General features: G+C 37.9%; 21 protein-coding genes and 1 other annotated feature (1 of these 22 cut by a window edge). Of the genes, 1 reads left to right on the top strand and 20 read right to left on the bottom strand.

The window, feature by feature from the left end; all coding sequences use genetic code 11:
• Positions 1-177: a binding site (T-box leader), on the bottom strand (it extends 36 nt beyond the left edge of the window).
• The 16 genes from BSR19_RS04205 to BSR19_RS04130 form a co-directional block, all read right to left on the bottom strand.
• The gene (locus BSR19_RS04205; RefSeq protein WP_002884119.1) at positions 164-1,039 is read right to left on the bottom strand and encodes a DivIVA domain-containing protein; all 876 of its coding nucleotides are present in this window, start codon (positions 1,037-1,039) and stop codon (positions 164-166) included. It overlaps the preceding feature by 14 nt.
• A gap of 52 nt (positions 1,040-1,091) precedes the next feature.
• Positions 1,092-1,895 carry a YlmH family RNA-binding protein gene (locus tag BSR19_RS04200; protein WP_073685362.1) on the bottom strand — a complete coding sequence of 268 codons (804 nt, stop codon included), beginning with the start codon at positions 1,893-1,895 and terminating at the stop codon, positions 1,092-1,094.
• On the bottom strand, positions 1,895-2,152 hold the full coding sequence (locus BSR19_RS04195; protein WP_002890670.1) for a YggT family protein: 258 nt from the start codon (positions 2,150-2,152) through the stop codon (positions 1,895-1,897). Before BSR19_RS04195 ends, BSR19_RS04200 begins: the two co-directional genes overlap by 1 nt.
• A 3-nt stretch (positions 2,153-2,155) precedes the next feature.
• Positions 2,156-2,755, bottom strand: a complete 600-nt coding sequence (locus BSR19_RS04190) for a cell division protein SepF (protein WP_037600934.1) — start codon at positions 2,753-2,755, stop codon at positions 2,156-2,158.
• A gap of 4 nt (positions 2,756-2,759) precedes the next feature.
• On the bottom strand, positions 2,760-3,443 hold the full coding sequence (locus BSR19_RS04185; protein ID WP_073685361.1) for a YggS family pyridoxal phosphate-dependent enzyme: 684 nt from the start codon (positions 3,441-3,443) through the stop codon (positions 2,760-2,762).
• Positions 3,444-3,445: 2 nt separating this feature from the next.
• Positions 3,446-4,768, bottom strand: a complete 1,323-nt coding sequence (gene ftsZ / locus BSR19_RS04180) for a cell division protein FtsZ (protein WP_002884133.1) — start codon at positions 4,766-4,768, stop codon at positions 3,446-3,448.
• A 28-nt stretch (positions 4,769-4,796) separates the two neighbouring features.
• Complete coding sequence (gene ftsA / locus BSR19_RS04175) at positions 4,797-6,173, bottom strand: cell division protein FtsA (RefSeq protein WP_002884067.1); 1,377 nt, start codon at positions 6,171-6,173, stop codon at positions 4,797-4,799.
• Between the two features lie 126 nt (positions 6,174-6,299).
• Positions 6,300-7,442, bottom strand: a complete 1,143-nt coding sequence (locus tag BSR19_RS04170; protein ID WP_156246626.1) for a cell division protein FtsQ/DivIB — start codon at positions 7,440-7,442, stop codon at positions 6,300-6,302.
• Positions 7,443-7,451: 9 nt separating this feature from the next.
• Positions 7,452-8,522 carry a UDP-N-acetylglucosamine--N-acetylmuramyl-(pentapeptide) pyrophosphoryl-undecaprenol N-acetylglucosamine transferase gene (locus BSR19_RS04165; RefSeq protein ID WP_156246625.1) on the bottom strand — a complete coding sequence of 357 codons (1,071 nt, stop codon included), beginning with the start codon at positions 8,520-8,522 and terminating at the stop codon, positions 7,452-7,454.
• A 3-nt stretch (positions 8,523-8,525) separates the two neighbouring features.
• Positions 8,526-9,878 (bottom strand): UDP-N-acetylmuramoyl-L-alanine--D-glutamate ligase, encoded by a 1,353-nt coding sequence (murD, locus tag BSR19_RS04160; RefSeq protein WP_002884010.1) that lies wholly within the window; start codon positions 9,876-9,878, stop codon positions 8,526-8,528.
• A 127-nt stretch (positions 9,879-10,005) separates the two neighbouring features.
• Entirely contained in the window at positions 10,006-10,275 is a 270-nt protein-coding gene (locus tag BSR19_RS04155) for a DUF3165 family protein (RefSeq protein WP_156246624.1), read from the bottom strand.
• A gap of 19 nt (positions 10,276-10,294) precedes the next feature.
• Entirely contained in the window at positions 10,295-12,145 is a 1,851-nt protein-coding gene (typA, locus tag BSR19_RS04150) for a translational GTPase TypA (RefSeq protein WP_002884130.1), read from the bottom strand.
• 140 nt (positions 12,146-12,285) lie between these two features.
• A complete protein-coding gene (locus BSR19_RS04145; RefSeq protein ID WP_156246623.1) occupies positions 12,286-13,254 on the bottom strand; it encodes an ROK family glucokinase in 969 nt (322 codons plus the stop codon).
• The gene (locus BSR19_RS04140; RefSeq protein WP_002890657.1) at positions 13,247-13,453 is read right to left on the bottom strand and encodes a YqgQ family protein; all 207 of its coding nucleotides are present in this window, start codon (positions 13,451-13,453) and stop codon (positions 13,247-13,249) included. The genes BSR19_RS04145 and BSR19_RS04140 overlap by 8 nt, the downstream gene beginning before the upstream one ends.
• A gap of 107 nt (positions 13,454-13,560) precedes the next feature.
• Positions 13,561-13,998 carry a Fur family transcriptional regulator gene (locus BSR19_RS04135; protein ID WP_002884117.1) on the bottom strand — a complete coding sequence of 146 codons (438 nt, stop codon included), beginning with the start codon at positions 13,996-13,998 and terminating at the stop codon, positions 13,561-13,563.
• Positions 13,999-14,085: 87 nt separating this feature from the next.
• Positions 14,086-14,607: a Dps family protein gene (locus tag BSR19_RS04130; protein ID WP_049545835.1), complete on the bottom strand. Its 522-nt coding sequence runs from the start codon at positions 14,605-14,607 to the stop codon at positions 14,086-14,088.
• A 109-nt stretch (positions 14,608-14,716) separates the two neighbouring features.
• Between BSR19_RS04130 and BSR19_RS04125 the strand changes: the two genes are divergently transcribed.
• On the top strand, positions 14,717-15,373 hold the full coding sequence (locus tag BSR19_RS04125) for a prepilin peptidase (RefSeq protein WP_073685358.1): 657 nt from the start codon (positions 14,717-14,719) through the stop codon (positions 15,371-15,373).
• Positions 15,374-15,402: 29 nt separating this feature from the next.
• On the opposite strand, the gene BSR19_RS04120 is transcribed toward BSR19_RS04125, so the two are convergent.
• The 4 genes from BSR19_RS04120 to ppc all read right to left on the bottom strand — a co-directional run bounded on the left by BSR19_RS04120 (position 15,403) and on the right by ppc (position 21,518).
• The gene (locus BSR19_RS04120; RefSeq protein ID WP_156246622.1) at positions 15,403-16,794 is read right to left on the bottom strand and encodes a serine hydrolase; all 1,392 of its coding nucleotides are present in this window, start codon (positions 16,792-16,794) and stop codon (positions 15,403-15,405) included.
• Positions 16,795-16,892: 98 nt separating this feature from the next.
• On the bottom strand, positions 16,893-17,498 hold the full coding sequence (gene sodA / locus BSR19_RS04115; RefSeq protein WP_156246621.1) for a superoxide dismutase SodA: 606 nt from the start codon (positions 17,496-17,498) through the stop codon (positions 16,893-16,895).
• 95 nt (positions 17,499-17,593) lie between these two features.
• Positions 17,594-18,628, bottom strand: coding sequence for a DNA polymerase III subunit delta (gene holA, locus BSR19_RS04110; protein WP_156246620.1), 1,035 nt, complete (start codon positions 18,626-18,628; stop codon positions 17,594-17,596).
• A gap of 67 nt (positions 18,629-18,695) precedes the next feature.
• On the bottom strand, positions 18,696-21,518 hold the full coding sequence (gene ppc, locus BSR19_RS04105; protein WP_073689706.1) for a phosphoenolpyruvate carboxylase: 2,823 nt from the start codon (positions 21,516-21,518) through the stop codon (positions 18,696-18,698).
• Positions 21,519-21,605: the final 87 nt, after the last annotated feature.

Below are 21,605 nucleotides of genomic sequence, written 5' to 3'. Positions count from 1 at the left end.
GAGCAAAAAACATTTGCTCCCTCATATGTCCGTAAGGAGGACCATCCTTCTAACTTACTTAGTTCAGTTAGAATGCTTGAAAATGATAACTATCCAAATAGGGAATGTGGGACTCACACCATCTCCCACTCGCTGTTAATATACTTGGTAAGTTGTATTTTTCTTATTCGCTAATATTCAATTTAAACGTTTGTGTTTCGTTAAGATTAATTTCACCTGTTGACTCAGGTTGCAAATCAAAATCTTCATCTACTGGTGCTGAAGTTGGGAAATCTGCTACTTCACTCTCGAAAGTGTCTGGAATACCAAAATCAACTGGAGTTGAAACAACTTCGTTTGTTTCATCAACTTCTGGACTAGAGAAATCTTCAACTTGTTTATTACTTTCAGCAACACGACGTTGAAGTTCAGCCATTTCATCAGGAGTGAATTGACGAGTTGCATCAAATGAAGCTGCATCATTTGAATCAGGTACATGTTCATCCAAAACTTTTTCAACAACTTCTTTAAAGGCAGCATCTGAATTTTGAAGATAAATAGCTGTTGGTTGCAACAATTCACCCCATTCTGGAGCACTTGCCAAGCTAAGCTGACCTTCAACTGCAGCCAATAGGCGTTGGTGGAAGACACGACTTTGACGTTTAAGTTCTTCCGTTTCGATGGCAACACGTTTGGCTTCATCTGTTGCATCACGAAGAATTTCAGATGCCTTAGATTTAGCTTCTTCAACCAAATGAGTAGCATTGAAGTTAGCCTTATTAATCAAGTTAGCTGATTCGTCAGCCGCTGAAGCTTTAACTTTTTCAGCTGTTTCTTGAGCCAAAATAACTGATTGACTCAATGATTCTTTCATTTCATCAAAATAAGCCAATTTTTCTTCAAGCTCTTTTACACGAGCAGCAAGTTCACGATTGTCACGAACTAAATCTTCATAATCGTCTACAATAATATCAAGAAATTCATCAACTTCTTGCTCATTATATCCACGAAATTTAGTTGTAAACTGTTTATCTTTAATATCAAGTGCTGTAATAGCCATTACAGGCCTCCTTTATTTTTCATTACCATATTTAATGGTTTAAATTAAATAACTACTTTTTTCTCCGTCTTAACAGACTTTCAATAACGATTTTAGCTTTCCCGGACTTTGAAAATCCGTCTTGTTGAGCTAGTCGAAATCGACCATAACCTCTAACCGAAATCATATCACCAATAATAACTGCCTGATCAGCCTTCTCAACTTGTCTATAATTTAATTTTACTTTTCCAGAAGCAATAAGTTTTAAGGCGTTAGAACGAGATAAGTTTAATACCGTCGCTAACACATTATCAAGACGCATACTGGAAAGTAAGACAAAAGTTTTTGAATACTTTTCTTGATTTGAAATCCAATCGTCTTTACTTACTTCTTTTAGAGTAACCGAAGCATTACCAATCTTAGTAATAGTCATTATCGCATAACTTGCTAAATGAGAAGCAATGTAAAATTGAACGCGTCCTTCTTCATCAAGAATAATATCTCCAAATACTTGACGATCAAGACCAAGCTGATTAATCAGTGCTCCCAAAACTTTTGGGTGTGTCAATTTATTGAACTGTCTCGCATATGAGATTTCTAATCGTTTAATTTCAAAGTCATCTTCTTCAAGCTCGTAATATTCGGGAGCAAGTATCACTCTTCCATACTCTTCAGATTCAAGAGTTGAACTCACAAAAAATTTTAAATTGTAATAATGAGCCAACTCTTCAACAATCTGAATTTCACGAGGGTTCAAGAAATCAGTTAAGTAAGGACTGTACCTCTCATCAACTAAATGACAAAATCCCCTAACCTTCTCTAGAAAAGGCCGTTCATCTAACGAGTAATGCTGTTCAATTTTTTTAATATCTGACATCAGAGTAGAATAAATCTAAGAATTCTAAGTGAAAAGTTTAGTAGAAGTACAATTACGATTATTGAAAAATCAATACCAGCAAAAGCTAAATTCAAGCGACGAAATGGTGCGAGAATCGGTTGAACAATTTGTCTAATGATTCTTCCAAGGCTAGTATCATAAGCTCCTGGAAACCAGGATAACAAAGCATAGACTACAAGAAGAATCTCTATCACGTTAACAACACGTGCCCAAATAACATAAAGTAATACTGACATCACTTAACGTCTCTTCATGTCGAAGTCAAAATTAGCTTCTTGGTTGCCGTGAGCCAAACCAATCTCTTCAATGTCAACTACGACATTAATTGGCGTAAGCAAATACATTGAAGAGCCGACTTTTTGCAAGTTGCCTGTAAGTACCTTGCTAGCACCATCAATAAAGTCAAGACAACGACGAGCTTGCGCTTCCAACATATATTGAAAATCGATTAAAACACATTCATTTTCAATCAATAGTTCTACAATTTCCTGAGCATCTTCATACTTTTTAGGATATTTAATTGCAATTGTTGTTTTAGTTGTATTCATTTGTTGTGGTCCCTGATTTGCTTGTGAACGACTCAGAGGTAAACTACGAAGGACTTGAGTTTCCTGTAAGTCTGAATTAACATGTTGGCGACGAGGAGGGACTGTTGCCTGAGAACGCTCAGGTTGACGTTGCTGACGAGGAGGTGGTGTCTGCACAGGTCTCTGTGCTTTTACTGGACGTGCTTTTACTGGACGTTCTTTAGCCTCTTCTTTAGCAGCATCTTCATAATCTGTTACTTCGTCGGTATCAAAATATGAAACAATTTTATCAATTGCGTCTTTTAATGCCATAAGGTTATTCTCCGTTCTCTTTAAAGAATGCACTGCCTATTCTGACAAAGGTTGATCCATTCTGAATAGCCATGTCATAGTCTCGACTCATCCCCATGCTTAACTGATCACAAGGAACATTCTTTAGTTTTTTCTCTTGAATTGATTGTCTAAGCTTATTTGTCTCAGAAAAAATCTTATCAAGTTCTTGAGCATCTGCATCAATTGGAGCCATAGTCATTAGGCCAACGATACAAATGTTATCAAGATTTTCAATTTGTTTTAGAACAGTATCAAGTTCTTCAGCTGAAAAACCATGTTTTGATTCCTCCCCTGAAACGTTAACTTGTAGGAAGCAATTAATAGTATGATCGGCACGCTTTTGAATTTCCTCTGCTAATTTAACAGAATCCAAAGCATGAAAATAATCAACTAAATTAATAACATCCTTTACTTTACGACGTTGCAAGGTACCAATAAGGTGCCAAGTCAAATCATAATTTTTTAAAGCTTGATACTTATCTAAGAATTTATCAACGCGATTTTCAGCAATGTGCTTAATTCCCGTTTGAACCAATTCTTCAGCGACATCACTTGAAACATATTTGGTTACGGCAATAATATTGACTTCATTACTAGAGCGATTAGCCTTTTCACATGCTTCTTTTACCGCTTGATAAACATTATTTTTATTCTCTTCTATAGTCATTATTAACGATTTTTAAAGAATGGTGGTGTCTCCAATTCATCATCATCTTCAACATCACTTGAGAATGTAGACATAGTCAATTGACTATCTAGTTGACCAGTTTCAGGACGAGAAATATTATCACGTCTCAAATCCCAATTACCAAAAGCTGACTGCTCTTGTTGAGGAGCTGCCGCTGCAGGACGAACTCCTGCTTGAGGCATTGAAGGTGTTTCATTATAGTCAAAATTTGGTTGACGTTCAAATGAAGGTTGAGAAACTGGACGTTGCTCTTCTTGAACAACTTGTTGAGCAGGAGCTGATGGTTGTGAAGGAGCTGTAGTCACTTTACGTGGCTGAGCTTTCATACCAGATACTTTTTCAGCACGATCTTGACGAACTCCAGTTGCAACAACAGTTACACGGATTTCATCTTTCAATGTATCATCGATTGATGTACCAAGCCAAATGTTAACACCGCTACCAGCTGCTTGACCAACAATTTCAGATGCTTCTTCTGCTTCTGTAAGCGTCATATCAAGACCACCAGTTACGTTAACGATAACATCTTCTGCACCATCAATAGTAGTTTCAAGAAGTGGTGAATAGATTGCTTTGCGCGCAGCTTCAACAATACGTTCTTCACCTGAACCAATACCAATACCCATAAGTGCATTACCTTTATTTGCCATAACTGTTTTCACATCGGCAAAGTCGAGGTTAATCAAACCTGGGTTAGTGATAAGGTCCGTAATACCTTGGACCCCTTGACGAAGAACATTATCTGCTTCACTAAGAGCTTCAAGAAGTGGTGTTTTCTTATCAACGATTTCAAGAAGGTTATTGTTAGAGATAATAAGAAGGGTATCAACTTGCTCACGCAACTCTTGAATACCTTCGACAGCAAAGGCACCACGTTTGTTACCTTCAAATCCAAATGGACGTGTCACAACTGCAACTGTCAATGCACCCAAGCTTTTCGCAATACGTGCAATAACTGGTGCTGCCCCTGTACCAGAGCCACCACCCATACCAGCAGTGATAAAGACCATATCAGCTCCTGTAAGTGCTTCTGTAAGTGTTTCTTCACTTTCTTCAGCTGCCTTACGACCAACTTCAGGTTGACCTCCGGCACCAAGGCCACGAGTCAATTTAGGACCCAATTGGATTACTGTTTCTGCTTTAGAAGAGCTGAGTGCTTGAATATCAGTATTAGCTGCAATAAATTCAACACCAGCAAGACCTTCTTCAATCATTCGGTTGATGGCGTTTCCGCCACCTCCACCGACACCGATAACTTTAATTACCGCACCTTGAACTGATGCGCTATCAAATGAAAAACTCATTTTATTTCCTCGCTTTTACTAGATTCAATTAATCAAACATACTGCCGAAAATACCACGAACACGATCACCAAGTTTTTGTTTTTGTTCATGATTTTCTTCTTCAACTGGCAGAGGTACCTCAATGGTGTTCTCAACTGGAACAGGACTTGGCTGAGGAGCCACTCGAGGTGCTGGAGCAGGAGTTCTATCAAAACTCAAGGCAGGAGCCTCATTGTCGATTGGTTTACGACGAAGATACTCTTCACCAGACACAGCCTGTTGTGCAATGATATCAACTTCTGTAAGAAGACCAACATACTCAACAAGACTAATCACATTTGCAAACATTGGATTACGGATACCAACTTGATTTGGCACGTAAAGTTTAACATTTGTCTCAAAAATTTCTTGAGCAACTTCAACCACACCTGGCATGATAGCTGTTCCACCTACAAGGACAATGCCACCAGGCAAATCAAGTAGACGTCCTCGAGTCAAGTCTTGTTTAACTCTATCAAGGATATGCTTCACACGAGCTGAGATAATCTCAGCAAGGTATTTTTCTGTAATCTCAACTGGTGAATTCTCACCTACAACTTCTACTTGGACAGTTTCTGTTTCGCTTGCTTCTTCAATATCTGCATTACCAAAATTGAACTTAAGTGCTTCAGCAATCTGCATTGAAGTCTTCAAAACTTTTGAAATATCCTTAGTGATGTACTCGCCACCTTCAGAATAAATATTGGTAAATTGAAGTTCTTGAGCACGCATGCTTGCAACAGTTGTTTGACCGCCACCCATATCAATAACAGTAGCACCAAACTCACGTTCACCTTCATTTAGAACAGCACGTGTCATTGCAAGAGGAGAGATGATAATATTCTCTACTTGAATACCCGCACGTTCAACTGTCTTACGAAGGTTGTGAAGAATTGTTGTTGGACCTGTGTAAATGAGACCTCTCATTTCAAGACGGATTCCCATCATTCCACGAGGATCACGAATTCCTTGGAAGCCATCAACAATAAACTCTTCAGGAACTAGTGAGATAACCTCACGCTCAGGTGTAATGCTCTTTGTCAAGGCTGAGCGAACAACACTTTCAACATCTTCATCTTTGATTTCTTTTGATTCACTTGTTACAGGAATCATACCTTGTGTAGGCTCAATTTGAAGAAGATTAGCTGGAAGCCCAACGTTGACTTGCTCAATAACAATCCCAGCTTTTTCTTCTGCTTGTTCAATAGCTGTTTTGATTGATTTCGCTGCAGCGTCAATGTCAACAATGATGCCATCTTTCACACCAGAACTCTTAACATTACTTACTCCGATGACATTCATTGATCCATCAATAAACTCAGCAACAAGAACCTTAATCGAGCTAGTTCCTATATCTAATCCTGTAAAAAAGCCATCTCTAGCCATTCACTCGACCTCTCAATCTTTCCATTCAATATCTTTGTAAACTGTATAAAAACAGAATTATTCGGATACTATTGTACCATAAAAAAACGTAAAATGTCAGCATTTTACGTTTTTTATTATTCAATATTAGCCTTGAGCAGAGGAAGTCCGAAGAGTTGTTTCTTGACCAACACTTGGTTTTTCTTCTGGTTGAATACCTGAATTTTCAGAATTAGTTTCTTCTTCAGAATGCTGTTCCGTTGATGTTGTAGTATCTTGACCTTCTTCAGAAGTTGGATTTTCTTCCTTTTTATCAGTCTTATCTTTGTCTTTCTTTTTATCCCCATCAGTTTTTGATGATTCAACTTCAGGAGTCGTTGTATAAAGTCCAACTTCCATATCTACAATACTTCCATCTGAAAGTTGACTCTTAATTTTCTCGTAGTAAGGAAGCTTAACCGTTAATTGAGAAAGAGGAACACGAATGGAATTGCCATCATACAGCTCAATCGTTAGTAAATCTGAAGTTGCTTTAGTAGGCGTAAGATTAATAATTTGAATATTATTCTTGATTTTTGTATCAAGTTTATTTAATTCTTTTACTAATTCTTCGATTTTCTTCTCGTCATCCATTTTTAAAGTGATGAATTTATCAGGTAGATTGCTAGTTGAAACCGTTCCTCCTGTCTTACCACTTTGAAGAATAGAAACATAACCATTTGTAGTTTGACGATAAGCCACGATTGGGTATTCTTTTACCGCAATATTAAATTGATTTGGAAAACTATATGTAACTGTAGCCTTTTTAACCCAAACATTGGTTTTTTCAACAGTTGATGCAACCTTTCCTTGGTTGAAAAAGACATGAGTAATATAGTCTGTATCAAGAATACCACTTGCAACTTTCACATCTTCTGGTAAAGCATTTTTTGTTCCTGATACAGTGAGAACCTTTTGTTTTGACCAAGGTGAAATAAAGAAAAGTGAAAATACGATTAGGAGTGCAGCGATAAAAACAACTAGTCCTGCAAGATTTTGTTGTGCAATTGGAATATTACTAGTTGTATTACCTTTTTTTCGTTTCTTCCTTTTGGTCTTTTTTTTCTTTTTAACCTTCTTTTTCACTGGTGGCTGGCTCTCATTTGAAGTCGCTTCTTGTGAATGAACGACCTTTCCATTCGCAAATTCTTCAGAATCTTCGGTTTCTTTTTTTCTCAAAAATTCGAGGTTTCTCTTCTGCCACTCTGTGAGAACTTGTTTTTCTTGTGATTCTTGATCCTTTTTTGCCATGAAATTCCTTTATTTTTTTGAAATACTAGTCACTAATAGGTTATAAAAATCATCAGGAGAAGTGATTTCCTCAGATTTAGCCATAGCTTCTTTGTAAGTCTCTGCATGTTCAACAAGTTGTTCAAGCTCATGATTTAAGGTTTCCCAACTTAATTCTGTTTCCTGTAATTGACGTGCATAACCTTTTCGTTCAAAATAAGTAGCATTTTCAAGTTGGTCTCCTCGGCTAGCTTCTTTCCCTAAAGGAATAATTAAATGAAGTTTTTTCATAGCCAACAATTCGAAAATCGTATTTGAGCCACCACGAGTTACAACTAAATCTGCCATATCCATAAGAGGTTGGTACAATTCTGTCACATAATCAACTCTATAAAGATGACGTTCTAAGGTATTCAATGAAGAGTCCCCAGAAATATTAATGACATTATATTTTTCCGTCAGTTGTGGAGTATTACTAATAAAATCATTAAATACCTTTGCACCAGCTGAACCACCAATGAAAAGGACAGTTTTTAAGTTGTCATCAAACTGTTCTTTAATCTTTTCAAGGGCATCAGACTGATTGGATGTCGCCATTCCTACCTTTGTAATAGCACCTACATGTTTTGTCTTCGCCAATCCTTTTGATTGTTCAAAAGTCGTAAACATAGTAGTCGCAAATTTATAGGCAATTTTATTGGCCAAGCCCATAGAGAGATCAGACTCATGCACATATACAGTAACTCCTAATAATTTAGAAGCAATTACCGGTGGAACTGAGACAAATCCACCCTTTGAAAAGAGTGCTTGGGGGCGAATCTTGGCAATAATTGCAATAGACTGTAGAATCCCCCAACCAACTTTAAAGACATCCAACATATTTTGCCATGAGAAATAACGACGTAGTTTACCTGTAGCAATACTATGGAAAGTCACATCTAAGCCAGATTTATCAATCTGCTCATGTTCAATCCCGTGCTTGTCACCGATATAGTGCACTTCCCATCCATCTTTGAGAAATTTTGGAATTAAGATAAGATTTAAAGTCACATGTCCAACGGTTCCACCACCGGTAAAAACAATCTTTTTCGCTTTTGCCATAGACTATCCCTTCAATTGCTCAACAGTTGTGATAAATTCGTCACCACGCACTTCGAAATTCTTGTACATATCCCAACTTGCGTTTGCAGGGCTCAACAAGACAACATCTCCTGCACTTGCTTGATCAAAAGCAATACGTGTCGCATCTGCCACATCTTTGGCATCAAGATAAGTCACGCCCGCTTTATCAGCAGCACGTTTGACACGGGGAGCTGATTCTCCTAAAATCACCATTTTCTTAAGACCAGTAATGTCAGGAATGAGTTCATCAAATTCATTACCACGGTCCAAACCACCGGCAATCAAAATGACTTTGCTATTATCAAAACCAGAAAGTGCTTTTTGTGTCGCTAAAATGTTTGTTGACTTACTATCATTATAGAATTTCACTTCATCGATAGTGTCAACGAATTGGAGACGGTGCTTAACCCCACCAAAGCTTGCGAGAGTTTCCTTGATAGCTTGGTTTGAAATACCTGACAATTTTGCTACAGCTATAGTTGCCAAGGCATTTTCAACATTGTGACTACCAGGAACGCCAATCTCATCGGCTTGCATCACCAATTCACCTTTGAAGTAGAGACCACCATTTTCAAGATAGGCACCATCTACTTTTTCCACTGTTGAGAATGGAACTACTTGTGCTTTAGTTTGTGTAGCCAATTCCTTAGCTAAATCTTGATTGAAGTTCAAAACAACAAAATCATCCGCAGTCATCTGATTTTGAATATTCCATTTAGCAGCCACATATTCTTCAAAACTACCATGATAGTCAATATGTGTCGGCATCAAGTTAGTAATCACAGCAATATGTGGATGGAAGCTGTCAATCCCCATCAATTGGAAAGAAGACAATTCCATAACTAAGGTATCTTGAGCAGTAACTGACTGTGCAACTTCTGACGCAGGGAAACCGATATTTCCAGACAAGACACCCGATTTGCCACCATGGTTTAGGACATCAGCAATCATAGTTGTCGTTGTTGTCTTACCATTTGAGCCTGTAATACCGATAATAGGTGCTTCAGATACTAGGTAAGCTAATTCCACTTCAGTCCAAACAGGAATGCCTTTTTCAAGTGCACGAGCTACCATTGGATTGTCATAACGAATTCCAGGATTTTTCACCATTAATTCAAAATTTTCATCCAATAGTTCAAGAGGATGTCCGCCACAGACAACCTTAATCCCTTCTTCAAGAAGCGTCTGTGCTGATGGATTTTCCTCAAATGGTTTCCCATCATTTACTGTGACAATAGCACCCAACTTAGCCAATAGGCGGGCAGCTGCTTCACCAGATTTAGCCAAACCAAGGACCAAAACTTTTTTATTTTCAAATTGTGTTACTGATTTCATAATTCGTCCATTCTCTCAAATTGTATCATAATCATTTTACCCTTTATCCCAAGCTATTTCAAGGAGTTACCTCTTCTTGGCAAAAGAAAAAGCCAATCTATTCGATTGACTTTTAATCTCATGCTACTTATTTATCTTCATGTTCAGCTTTTTCATGATTAAGCTCTGACATAGCGAAAAGATCTTTCAAGGTGAAATAGCTCAATACAAGCATTCCCACCGTAACAAAGAACTCACCAGGTAAACTGAAGAATTTAATGATTGATAGCACTGCTAAAAGTAGGAGCAATGCTAAGGTAGCCATGACAAAGAGAAGATTCATGGTGTTTTTTACCGACTTTGGTGCAATAAAGAAATAGAATGATGCAATCAATATAGCAACAATCAGATAAAACATCTCTTCTCCTCTCTATATATTATTCAGCTTCTGCTGCTTTTTTCTTACGTTTATTGGCTTTATCACGCTCTGCTTTATTCAAAATTTGTTTACGCAAGCGGATAGATTCAGGCGTTACTTCCATGTACTCATCGTCATCCAAGAATTCAAGTGATTCTTCAAGAGTCAAGATACGTGGAGTCTTGATAACAGCCGTTTGGTCCTTAGTTGCTGAACGCACGTTTGTCATTTGTTTTGCTGTAGTGATATTGACACCAAGGTCATTTTCACGAGCATTTTCACCAACAATCATACCTTCATAAACTTCAGTACCTGGGTTAACAAAGATTGTACCACGTTCTTCGATACGCATAATTGAGTAAGTTGTCGCTTTACCTGTATCGATAGAAACGAGGGCACCACGGTGACGTCCACCAATTTCACCAGCAACAACTGGCAAGTATTGGTCGAAGGTATGGTTCATGATACCGTAACCACGTGTCATAGACAAGAATTCCGTAGAGAATCCGATAAGTCCACGAGCTGGTACAAGGAAGATAAGGCGAGTTTGACCGTTACCAACCATTTGCATATCAAGCATGTCACCTTTACGTTCTGAAAGGGCTTGGATGATAGAACCTTGGTACTCTTCTGGAGTATCAATTTGAACACGTTCAAATGGCTCACATTTCACGCCATCAATTTCTTTAATGATAACTTCTGGACGAGACACTTGAAGTTCGTATCCTTCACGACGCATTGTTTCAATAAGGATAGACAAGTGCAATTCACCACGACCTGATACAGTCCATTTATCTGGAGAATCAGTTGGATCAACACGAAGAGAAACGTCTGTTTGCAACTCTGCCAAAAGACGCTCTTCAACCTTACGTGATGTCACGTGTTTACCTTCACGGCCGGCAAATGGTGAGTTATTCGCCAAGAAAGTCATTTGAAGTGTTGGTTCGTCAATACGAAGAACTGGCAATGGTTCAACAGCATCAGTTGGTGTAATTGTTTCACCAACGAAGATGTCTTCCATACCTGAGATGGCAATCAAATCACCGGCTTTTGCTTCTTCAATTTCACGACGTTCCAAACCAAAGAAACCGAAAAGTTTAGTAACACGGAAGTTCTTTGTTGTTCCGTCAAGTTTTGAAAGGGTAACTTGGTCACCAACTTTTACAGTTCCACGGAAGATACGTCCAATACCGATACGACCAACGAAATCATTGTAGTCAAGAAGCGACACTTGGAATTGAAGAGGCTCATCTGAGTTATCTACAGGAGCTGGGATGTGATCAATAATAGTGTCAAAGATTGGAGCCATAGTGTGCTCTTGATCAGCAGGGTTATCTGACAATGATGATGTACCGTTAATCGCTGATGCATACACAACTGGGAATTCCAGCTGATCATCATCGGCACCAAGCTCGATGAAGAGTTCAAGAACCTCATCAACAACTTCTTCAGGACGTGCTGATGGTTTATCAATCTTGTTAACAACAACGATAGGTGTCAAGTTTTGCTCAAGCGCTTTTTTCAGCACAAAACGTGTTTGAGGCATTGTACCTTCGTAGGCATCGACAACAAGGACAACCCCATCAACCATTTTCATGATACGTTCAACTTCTCCACCAAAGTCCGCGTGACCTGGTGTATCCATGATGTTGATACGTGTACCGTTATAAGCAACGGCTGTATTTTTGGCAAGAATTGTAATTCCACGTTCTTTTTCAAGATCGTTTGAGTCCATTGCACGCTCATCAAGCTCTTTACGCTCATCAAGAGTGTGTGATTGTTTCAACAATTCATCAACAAGTGTTGTTTTACCGTGGTCAACGTGGGCAATGATGGCTACGTTACGGATATCTTCTCTAAGTTTAGTCATTTTTTCCTCTTTAATTTTTATTTCAACTTTTAAAGTATACCACATTTTCGACAAAATGGCAGAGCTCAGCTGATTGTAAACGTTTTTCAACAAGAAAAAGGTGCTGTCCACCTATAATTGGTCAGACACACCTTCTGTCATTAGTTATCAATTGTAAGTGCAAGACTAGCAGCTCCAATGATTCCAGCATCATTTCCAAGCTCTGCTAATTTCACTTTTGTTGTACGGCGAACTTGTGGGAATGCATAACGTGTAAAGTATCCTTCAACACGGCTACGCAAGAATTCACCAGCTGCTGAAACACCACCACCGATTACAACTGAATCTGGGTTAAGAATGTTTGAAATGTTTGCTGTTGCAAGTCCGAGGTATTGAGAGACTTTATCAACAATGCTATTAGCAAACTTATCACCTTCAGCAGCAGCTACGAAGATATCTTTACTTGTCACTTGCTCACCATTATCTACAGCAGCTTTAATAGAAGAGTTCCCTTCGTATCCTTCTGCCAAATGACGTGCTAAACGTACAACACCTGTTGCTGAAGCTACAGTTTCCAAACACCCCTTGTTTCCGCATGTACATTCAAATCCTGTTTCAGGTTCAACAATAATGTGACCAATTTCACCACCAGCACCGGCAACCCCATGAATTAAATTACCATCAGCGATAACACCGCCACCAACACCTGTACCCAATGTTACAAAGACAACATCTGGATTGTTAGCACCAGCACCAACCCAACGTTCCCCCAGTGCAGCCACATTAGCATCATTATCAATAGCGAATGGAATACCAAGTTCTTTTTCAATGCCAGAGCCAACTTCTTGAGTTTCTGCCCAGTTCAAGTTAAAAGCACCCGTTACTGTTTTATTTTCACGGTCAACTGCACCTGGAGAACCCATACCAATTCCAATGAAGTCTTCAGCAGTAAGTCCATACATTTCCAAACGGTGTTTCAAAGATTCTACAATGTTAGGAACGATGTGGCGACCATTTTCAAGCGTATTTGTCTCAATAGCCCATTTTTCTTGCACTTCACCTTCCGAAGTCAAAATACCAAACTTAACAGTTGTTCCACCAAGGTCAATTCCTAAGAGTTTTTTAGCCATTTTCTTTCTCCATTTCAATGCGATGTTCACGTCGTAAAATCATTTCAGCAGTAAGATAGTTGTCCTTGTCCACTAAACCATTCTGGTAGAGGGCTTCTAATTCAATCTTCATCATTTCGATATCATAGAGCCTTTTCCCTAGGTAAACCACTATGCCAAACTGTTTCAACAACTGTTGAACGTCATATAAAGTTTTCATAGCAATATTTTAGCAAAAAGCTTCTGCCATGACAAGATAGTTTTGAAAACCTTTACAGATTATTGTATACTTCAAGACTTAAAAAACCTAAGTCATTAAGACTCAGGTTATTGACAGTTTGGGCAAATCCCATGTAATATCATCTGTTCACGAGTAATGCGAAAGCCAGTTTGTGATTCTACCTCTTCCTTGAAAGACGGAATTGGTAGGTCTAAGTCGGTAATGTGACCGCATTTTTCACAAACAATATTTAAGTGATCATGTCCCATAAAATCATAATAGGTTGTATTATCATTATTAACCTTAATTTCAGAGACAATCCCTTCTTCAACCAACACCTTCAAGTTGTTATAGACCGTCGCCAAGCTCATCCCAGGATTATCAGGGAGAAGGTCATAATATATCACATCTGCACTAGGGTGTTGATCAGACATCATCAAATAACGAATAACAGCTTTACGAGATTCCGTCAACCGAATTCCCTTAGCTTTTAACTGATTTAGGACATCTTCATAAACGCCTAGACTACGTCGATGCTCAGACATATCGCCGCCTCCCTTCGTCTAAAAGTATTTTACGTTTATTATACACTTTTAGAGGAACTCTTGACAATCATCTTAACTCAAAAATGCTTATCTCAATCCAGGTGCTTGTCCAAGTTCAGCAGTCAACATCCAGATTGTCTTATCAATTTCAGATTTAGCTGCAGTGAAGATATCATTTGAAGGAGCATCTCCTTCTGCATCTGTGATATCCAAACCAACTTGGAACAATACTGACAAATATTTGTATGTATCAACCAATAATTGAATTTGATCAGACATCGGTTTATCAAATGTGCCAGTAGTTTCAGTCAAGCCTGAATTAGATGAAAATTCTACCAAAGTTGAGTATGGTTCCCCACCGATAGTAATCAAACGTTCACTAATAACATCAAGATGAGCATTCAAACTATCCATCAATTCATCCATTTTTGGATGAAGATAGAGGAAACCAGGACCACGCATATACCAATGAACTTGGTGAACAATTGAAGCTGCTACAGACAAATCAGCAACTGCTTGATTCAAAACTGCTTTAGTTTTTGTATTTGTTGGAGTTTCAGCTTGTTGGTTAACCGTTTCATTGATTGTTTCTTTAATTGAATCTACCATATTAATTCTCCTTATTTAGAATTACTATTATTTACACTTTTATTTTAGAATATTTCTAAATAATATGCAAGTGAAATGCTTTTTCTCATTCTTTTTCGAATAATTAGGTATGTTAAGCATTATTTATTTTTTTCTAGGAGCCTCTTTAGGCTCATTTATCGGACTAGTTTGTGATCGTTTTCCTGAGAACTCGATTATTTTTCCTAGTAGTCACTGTAGCCATTGCGAGCATCAGTTGCGTTTTTCCGAGATGATTCCTATCCTCTCACAACTTTTCTTAAAATCTCGATGTCGTTCATGTCAGTCTCCTATACCTTTTCGTTACCTCTTTATGGAAATATTTTGTGGGATAATATGTCTTCTATATTTCTATGACTTTTTAAATCTTGAAGTAACCTACTTTCTTTACTTCAGCCTTTGTTTATCTATTTTTGATTTGAAACAGAAATCCTATCCACTTCTGATCTGGATAGTTGGAACAGTCCCACTCCTATTCATGGGCAACTATTACCTCACATTTGCCATAGGGATAATCCTCGCTTTCCTTTCTTTTATAAAACATCTAAATATTGGGGAAGGTGATTTTCTCTACTTAGCAAGTGCCTCACTTATTTTCCCATTTTCAAAAATACTTCTAACTATCGAGCTTGCGTGCCTATTAGGGCTAGCGTACTTCCTTATACGAAGAAATCTTAAGGAATGTATCGCATTTGTCCCATTTCTTTTTCTAGGGATTGTACTTCTTACCTTTTATTCAATTGTATAGAAAAAAGCCGATAAACTCGGCTTTCTTTATTAGTTCATATTAACACGGTGCCACTCATTAATAACATAAGAGAGCATCTCTAATTGTTGTAATCCCACATTATTAACCTCTGAAGTTTCTTCGTTAGAACCTCCTAGGTAACGTGTATAAATTGCAATAAGATATGGTGTATCTTCCATTACAATAGCATCAACGTTAAGTGCTTCACGGACATAACCTGGTTTCTGATAAATAGTCAATCCTTGATTATATGTTTTATAATAATATTCTGGGAAAGACTCTCCTAAATATTTGAGAATGTCTTTATAATCCTCTTGGTGTTTCCAGAGATAATCCAAAACTTGGATGTAATAATCCGTTGTTGTCTTATTACCATGCATTTGGATAGTCTTCACTTCACCTTTTGATTTACCATATTTATCAAGCATACCATAGAATTTTTCCATACCACCAAGGCGTTCCGCCAAAGCATAGGCTGGAGTATTCTCAGAGTAAACAAGAGAATACTCTTGCATTTCTGGAATAGTCATTGAACCACCGAAAGCAGCAACATAACTATCGTGCTCAGCCTGATATTCATACTCAGTATTAGTAATATCAAAACGTTCAGTTAAAGAAAGTTTTCCTTTATTAACCTGATCCATGACAAGCATGTTTAGTGGCAATTTATAAGTTGATCCTGCAGTCATTGGCTGAGTATCATTCATAGAGAATTGCTCATTTGTCTTGGTATTTTTATATGAAAAGGCAATTTGGCTAGACTCGATACCTTGGTCAGCCATAAAAGCTTCAACCACTTGGTTCAATGTCATATTAGCATAATCATAATACAATCCATTACCATACATGGTATCTGCATCTGCTTCCATGACTGCTTGTTTAGCTTCGGCCGATTTATTAGTTGGAGTTACCTTTTCCTCTTTTTCTTTGTCTTCTTTTTTAGTGACTTTAGAACTAGAGCCGAAGATATTTCCAAGGCTACCGGTGTGTCCAGCTTGTTTCCCACGTCCTGCTAAAGCAAGCATGGCAACAAACAAAAGTATTACCAGAACACCTAGGAAGGCTAAGATAATATATGCTTTTTTATCATCACGAGATGATTTTGATTTAGATTTCTTAGAGCGTCTACTTCTAAGTGCCAAGGTTTCAGTTTTTGTTTCGTTTTCCTTGTGTTCAACTGGTACTACTGTTTCCTCAGCTGACTTCTTGTCTACTGATTTTTTAGAAGTCTTTTTAGCATCTTTTTTCGATGCTTTTTTGTTGTCTTTCTTAGCGCCTTTTTTGACATCTTTTTTAGTATCTTTAGTGTCTTTCTTGACGTCTTGTTGAAGGTCTTGTTTTACCGAATCTTTCTTTTTATCTTTAGTTTTTCGGCGACTTCCACTGTACTTCTTGCTTGAATGTTTTTTCTTTTTTTTCATAACAATAATAGTTTAAGCTATAATTCACTAAAAAGCAAGGAGATTTTACAATCATATTACAAAAAAATTATCCTCTTTTATTGAGGATAATTTTAAACTTATTTAGCTGCTGCATAAAGCTCTGCAACTTTATTCCAGTTAATGATTTCAAAGAAAGCTTTGATGTAGTTTGGACGTACGTTACGGTAGTTTAGGTAGTAAGCATGCTCCCAAACATCAAGCGCCAAGATTGGTTTCTTACCGTCTGAGATAGGAGTGTCTTGGTTAGCAGTTGAAACAACTTCAAGTTTACCTTCATCGTTAACAACAAGCCATGCCCAACCTGAACCAAAACGAGTTGTTGCTGCTGCTGTGAAAGCTTCTTGGAAGGCTTCAAATGATCCGAAAGCTTCGTTAATAGCAGCTGCTACTTCAGCAGTTGGTTCTTGTTTTTCAGGAGACAAAAGTTCCCAGAAAAGTGCGTGGTTAAGGTGTCCACCACCATTATTAATAAGTGCTTGACGAATATCAGCTGGGATTTGTTCCACATCAGCCAAAAGTGCTTCAAGATCTTCACCAATTTCTGGGTGTTTTTTAAGAGCAGCATTAGCATTTGCTACATAAGTTGCATGGTGTTTATCGTGGTGAAGAGTCATTGTTTCAGCATCAATGTATGGTTCCAAAGCATCATATGCGTAAGGAAGGTCTGGAAGAATAATTGCCATAGTAAAGGTCCTCTTTTCATTTTTTCTCCATTTTACCGCAAAGTGGTAGAGCTTTCAAAAATTTTGCTTACAAAATCATAGAAAACTCTATACCTCTAGCGGTTTGATAGAATTTTTAAAAGTGCTAAATCAAACAAGTAGTCTTTATCTAAAGTTCCTGTTTTTATCTGGTAATCTGTCTCTACTAAAATCTTAATCGTCATCTTTAAGAATGCTACTGATAAGGGACGGCTATCTCTCAGTGCGAAACGAACCTGAAACTGATTAACTTTACGCCCTAGATAATCTGATAAACTTGAAACAATTTGCTGCTCACTTTTACCCTGAGCAGATAAAAGTTTAACCTGTAAATAGGTACGAAACTGTCCCAACATAACTGCAATCAACTTAATCTCATCTTCACCCTGAAGCCGTAAATCATGAACCAATTCACGAACGCTCTGAATCTGTCCTCGTATAAGAAGTTGCGTCATATCAAAAATGTTATCTTGCAAACTTTTCGGAATGGCCTCCGCAATGTCCTGTGATGAGATATTCCCTTCAGTTTTATATCCCTTTAGAAAAGCTAAGTTTTTTTGAACATCTGAAAAATCAAAATTTGACTTGATCAAAAGTTCCTCAAAAACTCCTGTATCAAAAGTAAGCCCCTCTTGATGCGCCTGCTTTTGAAAATAAGTTCTAAGTTCTGCATCTTTTAAAGGACCAGCTTCAAGCACCATGGCATCACGTTTGAGAAGTTTGACTAAACGACGCTTTCCATCTAGCTTACCTGCAGACATTAAGACAAGAAGAGTTGTTTCAACAGGAGACTCAAGATAATTTTCAAGACGCTTCAACTCTTTCTCATCCAGATACGACTTTTTAGCAGTAGTCATATCTGCGAAATGATCAAAAATGACCACCTTCTCATCTGCAAAAAAAGGCATACTTTCTAAATCGAGCTCAGCATCTTGATAATCAGTCTCTGACATATCAAAATAAGAATAGGTCAAGTCACTGGGATCGAAACCAATTTGTTTTAAAAATTTTTCTTTAGCTTGACTATACTGTCCTAAATCCTCACCAGCCAAGACAGTTATCATGGGAAGCTTTTCTTTGGACAGCTTTTCAATCGTTTCCATAGCAATCATGGTCCTATTATAACAGAAATTTTCCCATAACAAAAAGCCCACCACTAAAGTGATGAACTTTACTTGATTAACCAGAGTTACGAAGACCTGTTGCAATACCATTGATGGTAATGTGAATAAGGCTAATTTCGTCGTCGGTCAAATCATTGTTACGAAGACGTTTAATCAATTCAATTTGGATGTAGTTCAAGACATTGAAGTATGGCAAACGGAAGTCCAAACTTGCTTTAAGTGACGGACTCTCATCTAGGAAGCCATCATGTTTTTCAATAGCAAGAATGACATCTTTAGTCAACTGCCACTCATCCAAAATAATATTGAAGACACTACGAACTTCTTCACTTTCTGCCAATTGTGCATAGTGGAAGGCGATATTCATATCTGATTTTGAAAGCACCATGTCTACGTTTGACAAAAGTGAACGGAAGAATGGCCATGTTTCAAACATATGTTGAAGTTTCTCGAGGTTGCCTTCTTCAGCTTGGATAAAGCGATTAAAGGCAGAACCCACACCATACCAACCTGGGAACATGATACGGTTTTGTGACCATGAGAATACCCAAGGAATCGCACGAAGACCAGAAATTTCAGTAATAGTCTTACGAGCAGCTGGACGAGAACCAATATTCAAACTTGACACTTCTTTGATAGGACTAGCTTCAAAGAAGTAATCGTAGAAATGTTCATTTCCAAAGACAAGGTCACGATAAATAACATTTGAATCGTGAACAATTCCGTCCATAACCTCACGGAAATCAACCAATTCTTCTGGATCGGCAATTTGACGTGTCACCATACGGTCAAGAGCAGCTGAAACAAGCATTTCAAGATTGTAGTAAGCAGCATCCTTATTACCATATTTATTACCGATAACTTCACCTTGTTCAGTCAAACGGATACGGTCTTTAATAGTACCAAATGGCTGAGACGTAATGGCATCGTATGATGGACCACCACCACGACCGACAGTACCACCACGACCATGGAAGAATGTAATCTTAATACCACGTTCTTCACCAATCTTAGTCAATTCGTTTTGAGCTTTGTAAAGCGTCCAACCTGAAGACAAGTAACCACCATCTTTGTTAGAGTCTGAGTAACCCAACATGATTTCTTGGTAGTTATTGCTATTCTTAATCCAACGTTTAACGATATCATAACCAAGGTATTGTTTCATGATATCATTAGAGTTTTCCAAGTCTTCGATAGTTTCAAAAAGTGGAACGATTTGGACACGCGCACGTTCTGTATCAACCAAGCCAACTTCTTTAAGAAGGATAGCCAACTCAAACATATCAGAAACGCTCTCAGTGTGAGAGATAATATGTTGTTTGATGACATCTTCACCAATATAGTCTTTCAAGAGACGAGCTGTACGGAAGATTGCCAATTCTTTTTCAAGAATTTCTGACTTAGGCACATTAGTTGATGACAAAGTACGAGGATCTTCTTGCAATTCTTTGAGAAGAACCGCAACCTTTTCAACCTCAGTCAATTCACTATAGTTATCAACAATATTAGCAGACTTAAGCAATTCTGCCACACAAGTTTCATGAACGCTTGAATCCTGACGCATATCGATTGTAGCAAGATAGAAACCAAAGACTTCTACAGCTTGGAGAAGCTCTTCAAAATCACCTGAAATTAAGACAGCATCGTCGTTTTCAAGAAGTGAATTTTTGATTGCCAAAAGATCATCATGGAAATCCTCAGCTGTTTCATAAAATTCAGTCGTTTGTTGTGAGACAGCTTGAAGACTTTGGCTGAGACGTTGTTGCACGTAATCAGCTACTACTTCACCCGTTGAAGCTGAGCCTAGACGAACATTTTCAGAAAGACGTTTGGCAACTCTTTCCTTGCTAAAGTTTCCTTCTTTAAAGAAAAGAAGTGTCTGAATCAACTTAGACTGGATGTAACTGAAAGCACGACGGTAAGGTTCATTTTCACGATAAACAGATGTATCTGGAGAATGTTTCGCCATCTCTGCTACTGTATCTGAAACCTCAGTCAAGCGTGATGAGAGGGAGAACGAACGGTAAAGATTATCAACTTTTTCAATATAGTAGTTAAGGATAACTTCACTTTGTACAGTGGCAGAAAGTTTAAGAGTTTCTGCTGTTACAAATGGGTTCCCGTCACGGTCACCACCAATCCACATTCCCATAGTAATAGGTGTTGGATTGTCAAGTTCGATACCTTTTTCAACTGCTAAACGTTTGAATTCATGTGATAAGTTTGTAATCGCCTTAATCAATGAGGAGTTGTAATACTCCATAACGTTAGTGATTTCGTTTTTAACTTTAAGTTTTTTCTCACGAATGATATCTGTTTGCATCATGATTTCTACATAACGACGCAAATCTGCATACCATTTATCCTTGTTGATAAGACCAGCCTTAACATCACGATGCTTACGGAGAAGTTCGTGAATGTGGTTAGTCAATTCAAGCATGGTTTTACGTTGAACCTGAGTTGGGTGGGCTGTCAATACTGGCACGACATTGACATGTTCAAGAATGTCACGTGCATTTTCACTTTCAGCGACAACATCAAAGGTTTCAGACAACTTACCTAGATAAGATTCATCAATATTGTTCTTGTGGTTGACTTCATAAGCCAAATCCACGTCTTCAGAGATATTAATCAAAAGAGGTAACAAAGAGAAATAACGTGATGCAACGACCATATCGTCATTTGTCATTTCTGAAATGGCTTGTGTAAGGGCCACATAGTCACCTTCATCATAAAGTTCAACCAAATGTTGGATAGTTGTGAGACCTTGCTCTCCAGCCATGCCTCGTGTTGCATCATCCAACAATTCTTTCAAGATACCAACTTCTTCAGAGATGATTTCCTGGTTGTTACTGCTTTCCAATTTGTTAAAAGCCAAACCTTATTCTCCTTACTTTATGTAGTACCCTCTTATCATATCACTTTTAAAACAAAAGTAAACTATTTTCCTTTAAATCGTCAGTTA

Origin of the sequence: Streptococcus salivarius, from assembly GCF_009738225.1 — a bacterium.
In the GTDB taxonomy this organism is placed as follows: domain Bacteria; phylum Bacillota; class Bacilli; order Lactobacillales; family Streptococcaceae; genus Streptococcus.
The sequence above is the reverse complement of the archived record's forward strand: the minus strand, read 5'-3'. Positions and strand labels throughout refer to the sequence as shown.

Excerpts from the sequence above, each read along its gene's own strand:
- BSR19_RS04165 (WP_156246625.1), bottom strand. The coding sequence starts at position 8,522 with ATGGCAAAAGCGAAAAAGATTGTTTTTACCGGTGGTGGAACCGTTGGA.
- ftsZ (WP_002884133.1), bottom strand. The coding sequence starts at position 4,768 with ATGAGTTTTTCATTTGATAGCGCATCAGTTCAAGGTGCGGTAATTAAA.
- BSR19_RS04140 (WP_002890657.1), bottom strand. The coding sequence starts at position 13,453 with ATGAAAACTTTATATGACGTTCAACAGTTGTTGAAACAGTTTGGCATA.
- ftsA (WP_002884067.1), bottom strand. The coding sequence starts at position 6,173 with ATGGCTAGAGATGGCTTTTTTACAGGATTAGATATAGGAACTAGCTCG.
- BSR19_RS04205 (WP_002884119.1), bottom strand. The coding sequence starts at position 1,039 with ATGGCTATTACAGCACTTGATATTAAAGATAAACAGTTTACAACTAAA.
- typA (WP_002884130.1), bottom strand. The coding sequence starts at position 12,145 with ATGACTAAACTTAGAGAAGATATCCGTAACGTAGCCATCATTGCCCAC.
- BSR19_RS04185 (WP_073685361.1), bottom strand. The coding sequence starts at position 3,443 with ATGACTATAGAAGAGAATAAAAATAATGTTTATCAAGCGGTAAAAGAA.
- holA (WP_156246620.1), bottom strand. The coding sequence starts at position 18,628 with ATGATTGCTATGGAAACGATTGAAAAGCTGTCCAAAGAAAAGCTTCCC.
- BSR19_RS04120 (WP_156246622.1), bottom strand. The coding sequence starts at position 16,794 with ATGAAAAAAAAGAAAAAACATTCAAGCAAGAAGTACAGTGGAAGTCGC.
- BSR19_RS04155 (WP_156246624.1), bottom strand. The coding sequence starts at position 10,275 with ATGTTTTATCTGATTGTTGCTATATTGATTGCATCATTCTATTTCTTT.
- BSR19_RS04200 (WP_073685362.1), bottom strand. The coding sequence starts at position 1,895 with ATGTCAGATATTAAAAAAATTGAACAGCATTACTCGTTAGATGAACGG.
- sodA (WP_156246621.1), bottom strand. The coding sequence starts at position 17,498 with ATGGCAATTATTCTTCCAGACCTTCCTTACGCATATGATGCTTTGGAA.
- BSR19_RS04170 (WP_156246626.1), bottom strand. The coding sequence starts at position 7,442 with ATGGCAAAAAAGGATCAAGAATCACAAGAAAAACAAGTTCTCACAGAG.
- BSR19_RS04195 (WP_002890670.1), bottom strand. The coding sequence starts at position 2,152 with ATGTCAGTATTACTTTATGTTATTTGGGCACGTGTTGTTAACGTGATA.
- BSR19_RS04135 (WP_002884117.1), bottom strand. The coding sequence starts at position 13,998 with ATGTCTGAGCATCGACGTAGTCTAGGCGTTTATGAAGATGTCCTAAAT.
- BSR19_RS04190 (WP_037600934.1), bottom strand. The coding sequence starts at position 2,755 with ATGGCATTAAAAGACGCAATTGATAAAATTGTTTCATATTTTGATACC.
- BSR19_RS04130 (WP_049545835.1), bottom strand. The coding sequence starts at position 14,607 with ATGGTAGATTCAATTAAAGAAACAATCAATGAAACGGTTAACCAACAA.
- BSR19_RS04125 (WP_073685358.1), top strand. The coding sequence starts at position 14,717 with ATGTTAAGCATTATTTATTTTTTTCTAGGAGCCTCTTTAGGCTCATTT.
- BSR19_RS04145 (WP_156246623.1), bottom strand. The coding sequence starts at position 13,254 with ATGGCTAAAAAACTCTTAGGAATTGACCTTGGTGGAACAACTGTTAAG.
- murD (WP_002884010.1), bottom strand. The coding sequence starts at position 9,878 with ATGAAATCAGTAACACAATTTGAAAATAAAAAAGTTTTGGTCCTTGGT.